We start from the raw sequence: 14,918 nt of genomic DNA, 5'->3' as shown, positions 1-14,918 counted from the left end.
TGCCTGCCAAGCGCCGAAACTGCGCGCCATGGAAAGCCTACGTCGTCAGATCGAAAAACAGGTGCACAGCCTCACCGGCGCCTCGCTGGGCGTACTCGACCTCGACCAGCCGCGCGGTGATGCCGGCCTGTTCGGCCCCGAGTCGATGGTCTGGAAAGTCCACGCCGACTTCACCGCGATGATGGTCGGCGGCATCTCCGCCCTGCTCCTGCAGATGCTTCACCCGCTAGCGCTCGCCGGCGTGTGGGATCACTCCACCTTTCGCCAGGACATGCTCGGCCGCCTGCGCCGCACCAGCCTGTTCATCGCCGGCACCACCTATGGCGGCCTGCACGATGCCGAACAGTTGCTCGACAAGGTGCGCCGCATCCACCTGCAGGTGGTCGGTCATGCGCCGGATGGCCGTCCTTACGCCGCCAGCGATCCCGAACTGCTGACCTGGGTGCATGTCTCCGAGGTCAGCCAGTTCCTCGCCGGCTACCTGCGCTACGTCGACCCGCAGTTGCCGCAGGCCGAACAGGATCGCTACTACCGCGAAGTGGCGCTGATCGCCGAGCGCCTCGGCGCGCAGGACGTGCCCAAATCGGCGCAGGCCATCGCCGATTATCTGCAACGCATGCGCCCGCAGCTGCTCTGCGATGCGCGCACGCGCGAAGTGGTGCGCCTGCTGTACGACGCGCCGATGCCCAGCCTGCTCGCCAAGCCCTTCGGCGGCCTGATGATGCAGGCCGGTGTCGACCTGCTGCCGGACTGGGCCAGCGACCTGCTCGGCGAACACCAGGCCGCCTGGCGCCGCCCGCTGATCCGCGCCAGCGTGCAGCGTACCGCCAACCTGCTGCGCTGGGCCGTACGCAACAGCGCCGCGCAGCGCGCCCGTCGCCGTCTGTTGCCTGACTCATAAGGCGAGCGCTCCCTCGGGCAGCGGCTTTTCTTGATAAACTGCCACTCTTTCCTACCCCGAGATGCCGCGCATGCCCGCTCTTGATCAGGCGCTGCGCGCCGCCCTCGACGACCGTGAAAACCTGCTTAGCCAATTGCACTCGCAAGACACCTACTGCTATCGCCTGTTCCATGGCACGCAGGAAGGCGCGCCAGGCCTGACCGTCGACCGCTACGGTCCGCAGTTGCTGGTGCAGAGTTTTCATCAACCGCTTGAGGCCAGCGATCTGCACAGCATCGTCGGCAGTGTCGAAGCCTGTCTGGGGCAGCCGCTGCTGTTGGTTTATAACGACCGCTCCAAGGGCAATTCGCGGATCGATCGCGACCCGGCACTGTTCCTGGCCGACGATGCAGCACTGGAAGATATGGTCGGCCACGAATGGGGGCTGAATTACCGCGTACGCGGTCGTCATGCCGGACAGGACCCGCTGCTGTTTCTCGACCTGCGCAACGCCCGTGGCTGGATCAAAGCCAACAGCGCCGGCAAGTCCGTGCTCAACCTGTTCGCCTATACCTGCGGCGTCGGTCTATGCGCCGCAGCGGGCGGCGCACGCGAGGTGATCAACCTCGACTTCGCCCAGGGCAACCTCGCCGTGGGCCGCGAGAACGGCGCGCTCAACCCCGAATTGCCCGCCATGCAGTTCATCCAGTCCGACTATTTTCCGGCGATTCGTCAGTTGGCCGATCTACCGATCAGCAGCCGCCGAGGACAGAAACTGCCGAGCTATCCGCGCCTGCAACCGCGCCAGTTCGACCTGGTGTTCCTCGACCCGCCGGCCTGGGCCAAGAGCGCCTTTGGCACCGTCGACCTGCTGCGCGACTACCAGAGCCTGCTCAAACCGGCGCTGCTGGCCACTGCCGAAGGCGGCACCCTGGTGTGCTGCAACAACCTGGCAAAGGTGGAGATGAACGACTGGCGCACGCAAGTGCTGCGCTGCGCCGAGAAGCTCGGCCGCCAGGTGCAGGATTGCCAGGTCATCGCTCCTGCACCCGACTTCCCTTCGCAAGACGCCAAACCGCCGCTGAAAACCCTGATCCTGCACCTCTGAACCGGGACTTACGCGCAATCTCACTGCAGCGATAACGACCAGAACTGAACCGCCGTGCCATACTCCAAGTCGTCTCCTCGTCTGGATAGATGACGCCAAGCCATGCCCAAAGGACTGAAGCGCGCGCTGAGCGCACTGTTGATCACCGTTTTCCTCTACAGCCTGATCGGCTTTCTGATTCTGCCGGGCATCGCCCTGCGCATCGCCAATCAGCAGTTGGCGCAGTACGCCACGCTGCCGGCCTCGCTGCAGCGTGTGCAGCTCAACCCCTTCACCCTCGAGCTGAGCCTGTGGGGCCTGCGTATCGGCGAGAGTGGCCAGGAGCAGCTGAGCTTCCAGCGCCTCTACGCCAACCTGCAAAGTGACAGCCTGTGGAGCGGTGCCTTGCACCTGAGTGACGTCGAGCTGGACGGTGCGCGCACCGAAATACTCTTCGCCAAAGACGGTACGCTCAATCTCACCCAGTTGTTCCATCTGCCGGAAAGTCAGGCGGAACCCAAGACAGAGAGCAGCGAGCCCTTCCCGCTGCGCATCGACAGCATCCGTCTGCGTGAGAAGTCACTGCGCTTCCAGGACCTGCGCCCGAGCGAGGCCGTGGAGTTCGCCTATGACGCGCTCGATCTTAAATTGCACAATCTCAGCACCCTGGCCGGCGATAACGCCGAAATGACCATGACCGCCAGTGGCCCGCACGGCTCGCAGATCGACTGGCGCGGCCAGGTCAGCCTGACGCCCATCACTTCCAGCGGCAGCCTGAGCGTCAGCGATGGCCGCCTGAGCACCTTCTGGCCTTACGTGCGCGACGCACTGCCACTGGTGCTCAAGGAAGGCCAGGTCGACCTCAGCAGCGACTATCGCCTAGACCTCTCCAGCGGTACCGAGCTGCAATTGAGCAAGGTCAAGGTGCAGTTGGCCCCCTTCGCCATCGACGACCCGCAAGGCAAACCGCTGGTACGCCTGCAACGCCTGGATATCGACAACACCAGCCTCGACCTGGCCAAGCAGCAGGTGGTGATCGGCCAGGTGCGTAGCCAGGGCCTCGAAGCCTGGGCGGCGCGCGAAGCCGACGGCCAGCTGGATTGGCAGAAGCTGCTCGCCAAACCCGAAAGCGCCAGTAGCGAGACTGCCGAGCCAGCGTCGCAAGCCGGCGATAGCAAGCCCTGGCAAGTGCTGCTGCAGGATGTGCAGCTGCGCGACTACAAGGCTCACTTGGCCGACCGCGTGCCGCAGCAAGAAGTGGCGGTGGAGGTCGGCCCACTGAACCTGGATCTGAAGAATTTCGACAGCCTGGGCGACAAACCTTTCGACCTCAGGCTCGATAGCGGCCTGGGCAAACAGGGCAAGCTGCAGGCAGCCGGCAACGTACAACTGAGCCCGACCAGCGCTCAACTCAAGGTCGCCACCCAGGACATCGACCTGCGCGTGGCACAAGCCTACCTGAGCCCATTCATTCACCTGGAACTGCGCAGTGGCCTGCTCGGCAGCGACCTCGACGTGCAACTCAAGAGCACCGAACCGCTGGCACTTAGCGTCACCGGCAACGCCAAGGTCGATCAGCTGCATACCCTGGATACTCTGCGCGAACGCGATTTCGTGCGCTGGAAGCAATTAAGGGTGGGTGGTCTCGACTATCGTCACGGTGAAAGCCTGGCCATCGAACGCGTCGAGCTGGATCAGCCCTATGCACGCTTCGTGATCAACGAGGACCTGACCACCAACGTCAGCGAACTGATCGTACCGCAGCCGGCGACGCCGAACGAGAGCAAGGCCGATGCGGGCAAACCACTGGCTATCCGCATCGGTGGCGTAGCCATCAATGACGGCTCGGCCAACTTCGCCGACTTCAGCCTGACCCCCAGCTTCGCCACTGCCGTTCAGCAAATGAACGGGCGCATCGGTGTACTCGACAACCAGAAGCCGCAAGCCGCCAGCGTCGATATCCAGGGCAAGGTCGACCGATACGCGCCAATGAGCATCAAGGGCAAGCTGACGCCATTCGATCCGCTCAACAGCCTGGATATCGCTACCAGCTTCAAGAATGTCGAGCTGACCACCATCACCCCCTATTCCGGCAAGTTCGCCGGCTATCGCATCCGCAAGGGTCGCCTCAACCTCGACCTGCACTACCGCATCGAGAAAGGCCAGCTCAATGCCGAGAACAAGGTGCTGGTGGAGAACCTGCAACTGGGCGAGCGTGTCGACAGCCCGGATGCTGTCGACCTGCCGATTCGCCTGGCAGTCGCCCTGCTCAAGGACACCCAGGGCCGTATCGCCATCGAGTTGCCGGTACAGGGTGATCTTAACAATCCGCAGTTCAGCGTCATGCCCATCGTCTGGCAGACCTTGCGCAATCTGGTGTTGCGCTCGGCCCAGGCGCCGTTCAAGTTCATCGCCGGGTTGGTCGGTGGCAGCAATGTCGACCTCAGCACCGTGCCGTTCGTCGCCGGCTCTGCGGAGCTGCAGGGCGACGCGCGCCAGGCCCTGGACACGCTGGCCAAAGCGCTTGAGGAGCGCCCGAATCTGCGTCTGGAGGTAGAAGGCCAGGCCGCACAGAATGCCGACGGCCCGCTGCTGGCCGAGCAGCGCCTGCAGCGCGAATTTCGCGAAACCTGGTACAAGGTGCTGCAACGCCGTGGTGACAGGGTACCGGCCAGTCCCGATGAGCTAACGGTCGCTGAGGACGAACAGGCCGCCCTGCTCGAAGGCATCTATCGCACCCGCCTCAAGCAGCAGCCACCGGCCGGACAAAGAGCAGCGCCAGCAGAACATGCGCAAGGCGGTGCTGGACTCCTGGGCGCAAAGCAAGCTGCTGCTGCGCCAACTGGCTCAGCAACGCGCTGCAACGATCAAGGATTATCTGGTTGAACAAGGCGGGTTGTACGATGAACGTGTCTACCTGATCGATGCCAACCTGGGTGAGCCAGAAGCCGACGGTCGCGTGCTCACCACCCTGCACCTGGACAGCCAATGATCATGCGCAGCTTATCCATCATCACGCTCACTACCCTGGTTGCCGGCCTGATCAGCATCAGCGCGCAGGCCGACACGCTGCGTTGCGGCAGCACCCTAGTCAGCCTTGGCGACCGTCCGTTCGAGGTCGAGCGCAAATGTGGCGCGCCGGTGCACCGTGACCCGGTCGGCTACACCCTGGGCTCCTATGACCGTCGTGAGTACATGATCGAGGAATGGGTATACGGCCCGAGCAATGGCATGCTCAGCATCCTGCGCTTCGAGGGTAACCGTCTGACCGCCATCGAACGTCGTCGCGAACGCTGAACAGGAGGTTCTCATGCGCAAACTCAGCTGTCTGTTCAGCCTGCTCTGCCTGCCCCTGATGGCCGAGGCGTCCTCCACCTATCGCTGCGGTAGCGCCCTGGTCAGCAAGACAGCACCCACCGCAGAGGTGCTGAACAAATGTGGTGAACCTTCCAGCCGCGATTTTCTCGGTTACAAGGAAGTGGTCGATAGCTACGGTTTTCGCAACGAGGTGAGTGTCGAGGAGTGGGTCTACGGCCCGAAAAGCGGCATGTACCACTTTCTACGCTTCGAGGGCGGCCGCCTGACCGAAGTCCGCAGCAAGCGCGGTAGCTGACGTAACACTGCATGCAGGGCGCACGTTCCTGAAGCATCTCGAACACCCGGCACAAAAAATCAAGGCCCCGCCGGTCACACCGGCGGGGCCTTCGCGCATCCATGCCTGTCGCTATCCGTGCTGATCAGGCGTCCTGCCTGTAGCCATCCGTGCTGAAAATACATCCGTTTCTGAAACTGTCCGTACCTGTGGGCATCCTTACCCGGCAATCCGTGCTCAGAGCTTGTCGCTGAAATCGCGCAGCTCTTGCTGGGCCTTTTCCTTGGTCCAGCCGTAACGTTCTTGCAGCTTGCCGGCCAGGTATTCGCTGTGGCCCTCGGCGACGTCCAGGTCGTCATCGGTCAGGTTGCCCCAACGCTCCTTCATGCGACCGCTGAGCTGCTTCCATTTGCCTTTGATGATGTCGCTATTCATGGTCATTCTCCCAGTGACAGAAGGTGGGGCCGGGCACCAGCCCGGCCGGCTCGGCTATCAGTCAGCAGTTTTCAGGGCATCGGCGGACACGTCACGCACACCCTCGATTTCCTTGGTCTTGGCGATAGCCAGATCACGCTCGGCGTCGGTAGCGACCACGCCGGACAGGGAAACCACGCCCTGGTTGGTCTCGACCTTGATGTCCAGCGCGCTAAGGTTCGAGTCAGCGACGAAGGTGGACTTCACTTTGCTGGTGATCCAGGTGTCGGATACCGCCTGCTCGGCTTTATCCACAGTGTCATTGGCCGCCAGCATGGTCGGCTCTGCGGCGAAGGCTGCCGAGGCCAGCGACATGCTCAGCACGGCAGCGGTCAGGGTGGTAGCGGCAAAACGGTTGATTGGCTGTTTCATAATTCGACTCCTGTACATTCCAGACAATCTGCAAACCAACTCCTGGTTGCAGGTTCACCAGTACTGTTGCAGGGCCTGTGCCAGGTTTTTAAATTAAATTAAATACTTTAAAAACAAACACTTAAATAAAATCACCATTATGCTTTTGATTGCATTTCGCCGAGTCGCAAAAAAACTCTCGGGCAATTTGCATGATCCGATAACCGAGTGAACGCATGCATGCATCGCAGTCGCATCTCAGGTCGGCAATGACGAACCCTGACGATCGCGCACAAAAAAGGGCTCCCGTAGGAGCCCTCTCGTTCGAACAGGCGAACCGTGCTTAGACGCCAGAGGCCTCGGCAGCAGCTACATCCTTGATCGACAGCTTGATACGGCCGCGGTTGTCCACGTCCAGCACCAGTACCTTCACTTCCTGGCCTTCCTGCAGCACGTCGGTGACCTTCTCCACGCGCTGATCGCTCAGCATGGAGATGTGCACCAGGCCGTCCTTGCCCGGCAGGATGTTGACGAAGGCGCCGAAGTCGACGATGCGCTCGACCTTGCCGACGTAGATCTTGCCGATCTCGGCTTCTGCGGTAATGCCCAGAACGCGCTGACGAGCAGCTTCGGCAGCTTCTTTGGTTTCACCGAAGATCTTGATCGAGCCATCGTCTTCGATGTCGATCGAAGCCTTGGTTTCTTCGCAGATACCACGGATGGTCGCGCCGCCTTTACCGATGACGTCGCGGATCTTGTCCTGGTCGATCTTCATCGCAATCATGGTCGGCGCGTTGGCCGACAGCTCGCTGCGCGATTGGGCGATAACCTGGTTCATCTGGCCGAGGATGTTCAGGCGAGCTTCCAGCGCCTGCTCCAGCGCCTGCTCCATGATTTCTTCGGTGATGCCCTGGATCTTGATGTCCATCTGCAGCGCGGTGACGCCCTTGGCGGTACCGGCTACCTTGAAGTCCATGTCGCCCAGGTGATCTTCGTCGCCGAGGATGTCGGTCAGCACGGCGAACTTCTCACCTTCCAGCACCAGACCCATGGCGATACCGGCAACCGGCGCCTTCATCGGCACACCAGCGTCCATCAGGGCCAGGGAAGCACCGCAGACCGAAGCCATGGAGGAAGAACCGTTGGACTCGGTGATTTCCGATACCACGCGGATGGTGTACGGGAACTCGTCAGCGCTCGGCAGCATAGCGGCAACGCCACGACGGGCGAGACGGCCGTGGCCGATTTCGCGGCGGCCAGTGGCGCCCATGCGACCACACTCACCGACCGAGTACGGCGGGAAGTTGTAGTGCAGCATGAAGGGGTCTTTCTTCTCGCCTTCGAGGGTGTCCAGCAGCTGTGCGTCGCGGGCGGTACCGAGGGTAGCCACGACCAGCGCCTGGGTTTCGCCACGGGTGAACAGCGCCGAACCGTGGGTCTTGTCCAGTACGCCGACTTCGATGTTCAGGCCACGCACGGTGCGGGTGTCACGACCATCGATACGCGGTTTGCCGTTGACGATGTTCTCGCGCACGGTGCGGTATTCGATCTCGCCGAAGGCTTCTTTGACTTCACCGGCAGTAGGCTGACCTTCTTCGCCGGAGAACTTGGCCACGACCTGATCGCGCAGCTCGCCCAGACGCGCGTAGCGGTCCTGCTTGATGGTGATGGTGTAAGCCTGGGAAATCGCGTCACCGAACTCACCACGGATGGCGTTCAGCAGTGCGGTGTTTTCCGGCTTCGGCTGCCAGTCCCAGGTCGGCTTGCCGGCTTCGGCAGCCAGCTCGGCGACAGCCTGGATGACCACCTGGAACTCCTCATGGGCAAACAGCACGGCGCCCAGCATCTGGTCTTCGGTCAGCTCTTTGGCTTCCGATTCGACCATCAGCACGGCGTCCTTGGTGCCGGCCACGACCATGTCCAGGCTCGAAGCCTTGAGCTGCTCGTAGTTCGGGTTCAGCAGGTAGCCAGTTTCCGGGTGGAAGGCGACGCGCGCGGCACCGATCGGGCCGTTGAACGGGATACCGGAGATGGCCAGAGCGGCCGAGGTGCCGATCATCGCAGCGATGTCCGGATCGGTCTTCTTGCTGGTGGAAACCACGGTGCAGATGACCTGCACTTCGTTCTGGAAACCTTCCGGGAACAGCGGGCGGATCGGACGGTCGATCAGGCGCGAGGTCAGGGTTTCTTTCTCGGAAGGACGCGCTTCACGCTTGAAGAAACCACCCGGGATCTTGCCGGCAGCGTAGGTCTTTTCTTGGTAGTGCACGGACAGCGGGAAGAAGCCCTTGCTTGGGTCGGCAGTCTTGGCGCCGGTTACGGCGACCAGCACGCTGACGTCGTCGTCAACGGTGACCAGCACTGCGCCGGAGGCTTGACGGGCGATACGGCCAGTCTCGAGGGTAACGGTCGACTGACCGAACTGGAATTTCTTGATTACCGGGTTCACGGTGTTTTCCTTCTCTTTGTTGCCTTGGGGGAAATTGGAAAGAAGCGCGGGAGTCGGACCCGATGCATCCCTCGAAAAGCCAAAAGCTGGAAGCCCAGCGCCACGAGGTGAGGATCACTCCCCACTCGCGACGCCGAACTCCCAGCTTCCAACTTGTGCAGCTCGCGTCTATTAACGACGCAGGCCCAGGCGACCGATCAGGGCGCTGTAACGACTGGTGTCTTTACCCTTCAGGTAGTCCAGCAGCTTACGACGCTGGTTAACCATACGGATCAGACCACGACGGCTGTGGTGATCCTTACCGTTGGCCTTGAAGTGACCTTGCAGCTTGTTGATGTTGGCGGTCAGCAGGGCAACCTGCACTTCCGGGCTACCGGTATCGCCTTCAGCTTGCTTGTAGTCGTTAACGATCTGGGCTTTTTCTTCAACGCTGAGTGCCATGTTGGCTTCCTCTCATCTGGAAACTGCCGAAGCAGTCTCAATAGGCCGGGAATCGCTTCCCGTGTTTTAAAAAGAGGTATGACCGTGCCTACTAACAGCCACCCTCGCAGCACCTGATGACGACGTCGTCAGCATCAGGCCTTCAGCCATCTCGGCCGAACCGTTCGGTGCTACGCACCGGTATAAATCAATCGACGCGGGGCGATACGCCCATCGTCACTCACTTCACCGATGCCGATGAAGCGACCATTGTGATCCTGCACCCGCACCATGCCGAACTTCGGTGCTTCCGGCGCTCGCACCGGCTGCCCTTGCAACCAGTAGAACGCACTGTGCTCGGAGAACTGCAGCAGCGGCCAGTCCTGCAGACCGCTATCGGCCGGTAGCAGGAAGCGATCCAGCGCCTCGTTACCACCTTCGGCGTGTGCAGCCTCCAGTTCTTCCAGCGTCACGGTACGCGTCAGGTCGAACGGGCCGGCCTTGGTACGGCGCAACTCGGCGACATGTGCACCGCAGCCGAGCAACTGGCCGAGATCCTCGACCAGCGTACGAATATAGGTGCCTTTGCTGCAATCAACCGCCAGACGGGCCTGCTCGCCTTCGCAGGCCAGCAGTTCCAGGCGCGCAATAGTAACAGAACGCGCTTCGCGCTCCACTACTTCACCCGCACGAGCCAGCTTGTAGAGTGGCTGACCGTCCTTCTTCAAGGCCGAGTACATCGGCGGTATCTGTTTGATTTCACCGCGAAAACGCGGCAACAGCGCCTCAATCTCGGCGCGACCGACGGTCACCGGGCGCCGTTCGATAACATCGCCTTCGGCATCACCAGTGGTGGTGGTGACACCCAACTGAGCGACGGTCTCGTAGCCCTTGTCAGCGTCGAGCAGATACTGGGAGAACTTGGTCGCCTCACCGAAACACAGCGGCAGCACACCGGTGGCCAACGGGTCGAGGCTACCGGTGTGACCGGCCTTCTCGGCATTGAGCAGCCAACGCACCTTTTGCAGCGCGGCGTTGGAGGTGAAACCGTGCGGCTTGTCGAGCAGGATGATGCCGTCGACCTTGCGGCGAATACGTTTGACCTGCGCCACGCCTTACTCCTTGGAACCCGCGGTGTCGTCGTGCAGACGATCTTCCGCCACGGCACGCTCGATCAGTGCCGACAGGTGAGCACCGCGCTGGACGCTCTCGTCGTAGTGGAAGTGCAGCTGTGGCACGCTGCGCAGCTTCATCGCCTTGCCCAGCTGCATGCGCAGGAAACCGGCCGCGTCGTTGAGTACCTTGAGGCTCTCTTTGATCGCCTCGGCATCATCCTGCCCCATGACGGTGATGAAGACCTTGGCGTGACCGATATCACGACTGACGTCGACTGCGGTGATGGTCACCAGCCCCAGACGCGGATCCTTGACCTCACGCCGAATAAGCTGGGCCAGTTCGCGTTGCATCTGGTCGCCGATACGCTGGGTACGGCTGTAATCTTTGGCCATTTTCTACTTACCTTTACTTCGTCCGCTGCCTGTTCGCCAGCGGACTCAAAAGCGGCAAACGCCCGGCCGCGCGAATGCGGGGCCGGGCGTTGCGTGTTGCGACTCGCGATTACAGGCTGCGAGCCACCTGGACTTTCTCGAACACTTCGATCTTGTCGCCGACCTTGACGTCGTTGTAGCTCTTCACCGCGATACCGCACTCCATGCCGTTACGCACTTCGGCGACGTCGTCCTTGAAGCGACGCAGCGATTCCAGCTCACCTTCGAAGATCACCACGTCTTCACGCAGTACGCGGATCGGACGGTTACGGAAGACAGTGCCTTCGATGACCATGCAACCGGCAACCGCGCCAAACTTCGGCGAACGGAATACGTCACGCACTTCGGCGGTGCCCAGGATGTTCTCGCGAACATCGCTGCCGAGCATACCGGTGAGCGCCTTCTTGACGTCTTCGATGATGTCGTAGATGACGTTGTAGTAGCGCATGTCCAGGCCTTCGGCCTCGACGATCTTGCGCGCACCAGCGTCAGCACGGACGTTGAAGCCGAACAGCACGGCGTTGGAAGCCAGCGCCAGGTTGGCATCGGACTCGGTGATACCACCGACGCCGCCACCGACCACACGCACCTGCACTTCGTCGTTACCCAGGGTGCTGAGCGAGCCTTGCAGGGCTTCCAGAGAACCACGCACATCGGACTTGAGCACGATGTTGAGGGTTTTCTTCTCTTCCTGGCCCATGTTCTCGAAGATGTTTTCCAGCTTGCCGGCGTGAGCACGGGCCAGCTTGACCTCACGGAACTTGCCTTGACGGAACAGGGCAACTTCGCGGGCCTTCTTCTCGTCGGCGACCACGGTCATGTCGTCACCGGCATCCGGCGTACCATCGAGGCCGAGGATCTCGACCGGAATGGAAGGACCGGCTTCCTTGATCGGCTTGCCGTTCTCGTCAAGCATGGCACGCACGCGGCCATAGTTGACGCCAACCAGGACCATGTCGCCCTGACGCAGGGTACCGTCCTGAACCAGCACGGTGGCCACCGGGCCACGGCCCTTGTCCAGACGCGATTCGACCACCACACCACGACCCGGGGCCGACGGCGTGGCTTTCAGCTCGAGAACTTCAGCCTGCAGCAGTACGGCTTCGAGCAGCTCGTCGATGCCGGTACCCATCTTGGCCGACACGTGCACGTAAGGTGCATCGCCGCCCCACTCTTCCGGGATCACGTCGAGAGCGGCCAGGCCGTTCTTGATGTTATCCGGGTTGGCATCGGGCTTGTCGATCTTGTTCACCGCGACCACGATCGGCACGCCAGCCGCTTTCGCGTGCTGTACGGCTTCCTGGGTCTGCGGCATTACGCCGTCGTCAGCTGCAACGACCAGGATGACGATGTCGGTCGCCTTGGCACCACGCGCACGCATGGCGGTAAACGCAGCGTGACCGGGGGTGTCGAGGAAGGTGACCATGCCACGCTCGGTTTCCACGTGGTAAGCACCGATATGCTGGGTGATGCCACCCGCTTCACCGGAAGCCACCTTGGCGCGACGAATGTAGTCGAGCAGCGAGGTCTTACCGTGGTCAACGTGGCCCATTACGGTCACGACCGGAGCACGGGAAACGGCTTCACCTTCGAACTTCAGCGACTCGGCCAGGGAATCTTCCAGGGCGGTATCACTGACCAGCTTGACCTTGTGGCCCAACTCTTCGGCGATCAGCTGGGCAGTTTCCTGATCCAGCACCTGGTTGATGGTGGCCGGGGTGCCCATCTTGAACATGAACTTGATGACTTCAGCAGCCTTGACCGACATCTGCTGAGCCAGATCGCCCACCGTGATGGTTTCGCCAATGGCCACTTCACGCACCACCGGACCGGCCGGAGCCTGGAAGCCATGCTGGTTGCGCTTCTTCATCTTCGACTTGCCGCGGCCACCACGACGGAAACCGTCGCTTTCTTCATCGACGCTACGCGGAGCGACGCGCGGAGCCGGCGCCTTCTCCTTGGTCGCGGGGCGATGCTGGGTGTGCTTGCGATCGCGACGCTCATCTTCATCAGAGCGTGCCTTCTCGGGGCGACGCACTTCCTCTTTCTTGCGCTCGACTTCGACGACCGGAGCGGCAACCAGCGGCTCGCTGACAGGCGTCGGCGCAGCAACTGGTGCAGCGCCATCGGTCGCAGCAGCGGCAGGCTGACGCTTGGCTTCTTCGTCAGCCTTGCGCTTGGCTTCTTCTTCGGCCTTCAGGCGTTCAGCCTCGGCAGCGGCGCGCTGCGCTTCCAGCTCGCGCTGCTTCTCGGCTTCGATCTCTTCCGGGCTGCGCTTGACGAAGGTTTTCTTCTTGCGCACTTCAACACTGATGGTCTTACTGCCAGCAACGCGCAGGGTGCTGGTGGTCTTGCGCTGCAAGGTGATCTTGCGCGGCTCTTCGACCTTGTCGCCGTGACTGCTCTTGAGATGGGCCAGCAGGGCCTGTTTCTCACTATCGGTCACTACTTGTTCGGCACTGTCGTGGGACAGGCCAGCTTCACGCATCTGCTGCAGCAGGCGCTCAACCGGGGTGTCGACCACTGTGGCCAGTTCTTTAACCGTGACTTGCGTCATGCATCTTTCTCCTCGGCCGCAACCGCTTATTCGAACCAATGGGCTCGGGCGGCCATGATCAGCTTGCCGGCACGCTCTTCGTCGATGCCGTCGATGTCGAGCAGGTCGTCAATAGACTGCTCGGCCAGGTCTTCACGGGTAATCACGCCGCGCAGCGCAAGCTCTAGAGCCAGCGCCTTGTCCATGCCTTCCAGTTCCAGCAGATCATCTGCCGGATGGGCATCGGCCAACTTCTCCTCGTTGGCGATCGCCTTGGTCAGCAGACGATCCTTAGCCCGTGCACGCAGCTCATTGACGATCTCCTCGTCGAAGCCATCGATACTGAGCATTTCTTCCATGGGTACGTAGGCAATCTCTTCGAGACTGGTGAAACCCTCTTCGACCAGGACTTGAGCCAGTTCTTCGTCGACTTCCAGCTCGTCGATGAAGGACTGCAGGATGTCGCCGGTTTCTGCCTGTTGCTTGGCCTGAATGTCCGCTTCGGTCATCACGTTCAGGGTCCAGCCGGTCAACTGACTGGCAAGACGCACGTTCTGACCGCCACGACCAATGGCCTGGGCCAGGTTGTCTTCGCCAACGGCGATGTCCATGGCATGGGCATCTTCATCGACGATGATCGCAGCCACTTCAGCCGGCGACATGGCATTGATAACGAACTGCGCGGGGTTGTCGTCCCACAGCACGATATCGACGCGCTCACCGCCCAGTTCGCCGGAAACGGCCTGGACGCGCGAACCACGCATACCGATGCAGGCACCCTGCGGGTCGATACGCTTGTCCTTGGAGCGCACGGCGATCTTGGCGCGCGAACCCGGATCACGGGAGGCGGCCTTGACGTCGATCAGCCCTTCGGCGATTTCCGGTACTTCGATGCGGAACAGCTCGATCAGCATTTCCGGAGCGGTACGCGACAGGATCAGTTGCGGGCCGCGGTTCTCGGTACGAATTTCCTTGAGCAGGGCACGCAGCCGCACACCAACGCGGAAAGTCTCGCGCGGAATGATGTCTTCACGGGCCAGCAGCGCCTCGGCGTTGTTGCCCAGGTCGACGATGACGTTGTCGCGGGTGACCTTCTTCACGGTGCCGGAGATGATCTCACCCAGGCGCTCGCGGTAGGCGTCTACCACCTGAGCACGCTCGGCCTCGCGCACTTTCTGCACGATGACCTGCTTGGCGGTTTGCGCGGCGATGCGACCGAACTCGATGGAATCAACCTTCTCTTCGAGCACGTCACCGATCTTGGCGTTGGCCTCAACGGCCTGCGGCATGTCCTCGGTCACCTGGTAGGCCGGGTCCTCGAACTCGGACTCATCGACCACGGTCCAGCGGCGGAAAGTTTCGTAGCTACCGTTCTGACGGTTGATCGACACACGCAGGTCGACTTCGTCCTCGAAACGCTTCTTGGTGGCGGTTGCCAGAGCCAGCTCCAGCGCCTCGAAAATCACGCTGGCCGGTACACCCTTTTCGTTGGATACCGACTCAACAACCAGCAGTACTTCTTTGCTCATCGTACGCCTCGCCTTTCGCAATCCATTGGTTCTGCGCAGTCCGCTTCACGTTC

12 protein-coding genes and 1 pseudogene are annotated in these 14,918 nt (G+C 61.5%); 5 read left to right on the top strand and 8 right to left on the bottom strand.

Annotated features, from left to right (window positions below; genetic code table 11):
- Window positions 1-28: 28 nt before the first annotated feature.
- The 5 genes and pseudogenes from BLS08_RS18615 (at window position 29) to BLS08_RS18595 (ending at window position 5,580) form a co-directional block, all read left to right on the top strand.
- Window positions 29-901, top strand: a complete 873-nt coding sequence (locus BLS08_RS18615) for an oxygenase MpaB family protein (protein WP_090337143.1) — start codon at window positions 29-31, stop codon at window positions 899-901.
- A gap of 70 nt (window positions 902-971) precedes the next feature.
- Window positions 972-1,988, top strand: coding sequence for a class I SAM-dependent rRNA methyltransferase (locus BLS08_RS18610; RefSeq protein ID WP_090337141.1), 1,017 nt, complete (start codon window positions 972-974; stop codon window positions 1,986-1,988).
- A 102-nt stretch (window positions 1,989-2,090) separates the two neighbouring features.
- Window positions 2,091-4,959 (top strand): annotated as a pseudogene (locus BLS08_RS18605) (DUF748 domain-containing protein).
- The gene (locus BLS08_RS18600; RefSeq protein ID WP_004424376.1) at window positions 4,956-5,264 is read left to right on the top strand and encodes a DUF2845 domain-containing protein; all 309 of its coding nucleotides are present in this window, start codon (window positions 4,956-4,958) and stop codon (window positions 5,262-5,264) included. Before BLS08_RS18605 ends, BLS08_RS18600 begins: the two are co-directional and overlap by 4 nt.
- Window positions 5,265-5,277: 13 nt before the next feature.
- Window positions 5,278-5,580 carry a DUF2845 domain-containing protein gene (locus BLS08_RS18595; RefSeq protein ID WP_090337139.1) on the top strand — a complete coding sequence of 101 codons (303 nt, stop codon included), beginning with the start codon at window positions 5,278-5,280 and terminating at the stop codon, window positions 5,578-5,580.
- A gap of 216 nt (window positions 5,581-5,796) precedes the next feature.
- Here the strand turns inward: BLS08_RS18595 and BLS08_RS18590 are convergent, their stop codons facing one another.
- The 8 genes from BLS08_RS18590 to nusA all read right to left on the bottom strand — a co-directional run bounded on the left by BLS08_RS18590 (window position 5,797) and on the right by nusA (window position 14,865).
- Window positions 5,797-5,994: a CsbD family protein gene (locus BLS08_RS18590; protein ID WP_017675326.1), complete on the bottom strand. Its 198-nt coding sequence runs from the start codon at window positions 5,992-5,994 to the stop codon at window positions 5,797-5,799.
- A 57-nt stretch (window positions 5,995-6,051) separates the two neighbouring features.
- Window positions 6,052-6,405, bottom strand: a complete 354-nt coding sequence (locus BLS08_RS18585; RefSeq protein WP_017675327.1) for a BON domain-containing protein — start codon at window positions 6,403-6,405, stop codon at window positions 6,052-6,054.
- 322 nt (window positions 6,406-6,727) lie between these two features.
- A complete protein-coding gene (gene pnp, locus BLS08_RS18580) occupies window positions 6,728-8,833 on the bottom strand; it encodes a polyribonucleotide nucleotidyltransferase (RefSeq protein ID WP_090337138.1) in 2,106 nt (701 codons plus the stop codon).
- Window positions 8,834-9,004: 171 nt separating this feature from the next.
- Window positions 9,005-9,274 (bottom strand): 30S ribosomal protein S15, encoded by a 270-nt coding sequence (rpsO, locus tag BLS08_RS18575; RefSeq protein ID WP_004424394.1) that lies wholly within the window; start codon window positions 9,272-9,274, stop codon window positions 9,005-9,007.
- Window positions 9,275-9,444: 170 nt separating this feature from the next.
- Complete coding sequence (gene truB / locus BLS08_RS18570) at window positions 9,445-10,365, bottom strand: tRNA pseudouridine(55) synthase TruB (protein ID WP_004424396.1); 921 nt, start codon at window positions 10,363-10,365, stop codon at window positions 9,445-9,447.
- Window positions 10,366-10,368: 3 nt separating this feature from the next.
- Window positions 10,369-10,761: a 30S ribosome-binding factor RbfA gene (gene rbfA, locus BLS08_RS18565; protein WP_004424397.1), complete on the bottom strand. Its 393-nt coding sequence runs from the start codon at window positions 10,759-10,761 to the stop codon at window positions 10,369-10,371.
- A gap of 109 nt (window positions 10,762-10,870) precedes the next feature.
- On the bottom strand, window positions 10,871-13,357 hold the full coding sequence (infB, locus tag BLS08_RS18560; protein WP_075749478.1) for a translation initiation factor IF-2: 2,487 nt from the start codon (window positions 13,355-13,357) through the stop codon (window positions 10,871-10,873).
- Window positions 13,358-13,383: 26 nt separating this feature from the next.
- The gene (nusA, locus tag BLS08_RS18555; RefSeq protein ID WP_090337136.1) at window positions 13,384-14,865 is read right to left on the bottom strand and encodes a transcription termination factor NusA; all 1,482 of its coding nucleotides are present in this window, start codon (window positions 14,863-14,865) and stop codon (window positions 13,384-13,386) included.
- Window positions 14,866-14,918 lie beyond the last annotated feature (53 nt).

This window comes from Ectopseudomonas chengduensis (genome assembly GCF_900102635.1).
In the GTDB taxonomy this organism is placed as follows: Bacteria; Pseudomonadota; Gammaproteobacteria; order Pseudomonadales; family Pseudomonadaceae; genus Aquipseudomonas; species Aquipseudomonas chengduensis.
Note: the sequence above shows the minus strand (reverse complement) of the source record. Positions and strands in the feature narration are given on the sequence as shown.

Bases quoted from the DNA above. Each gene is read 5' to 3' on its own strand.
- BLS08_RS18615 (WP_090337143.1), top strand. From the start codon at position 29: ATGGAAAGCCTACGTCGTCAGATCGAAAAACAGGTGCACAGCCTCACC.
- BLS08_RS18610 (WP_090337141.1), top strand. From the start codon at position 972: ATGCCCGCTCTTGATCAGGCGCTGCGCGCCGCCCTCGACGACCGTGAA.
- BLS08_RS18600 (WP_004424376.1), top strand. From the start codon at position 4,956: ATGATCATGCGCAGCTTATCCATCATCACGCTCACTACCCTGGTTGCC.
- BLS08_RS18595 (WP_090337139.1), top strand. From the start codon at position 5,278: ATGCGCAAACTCAGCTGTCTGTTCAGCCTGCTCTGCCTGCCCCTGATG.
- BLS08_RS18590 (WP_017675326.1), bottom strand. From the start codon at position 5,994: ATGAATAGCGACATCATCAAAGGCAAATGGAAGCAGCTCAGCGGTCGC.
- BLS08_RS18585 (WP_017675327.1), bottom strand. From the start codon at position 6,405: ATGAAACAGCCAATCAACCGTTTTGCCGCTACCACCCTGACCGCTGCC.
- rpsO (WP_004424394.1), bottom strand. From the start codon at position 9,274: ATGGCACTCAGCGTTGAAGAAAAAGCCCAGATCGTTAACGACTACAAG.
- rbfA (WP_004424397.1), bottom strand. From the start codon at position 10,761: ATGGCCAAAGATTACAGCCGTACCCAGCGTATCGGCGACCAGATGCAA.
- infB (WP_075749478.1), bottom strand. From the start codon at position 13,357: ATGACGCAAGTCACGGTTAAAGAACTGGCCACAGTGGTCGACACCCCG.
- nusA (WP_090337136.1), bottom strand. From the start codon at position 14,865: ATGAGCAAAGAAGTACTGCTGGTTGTTGAGTCGGTATCCAACGAAAAG.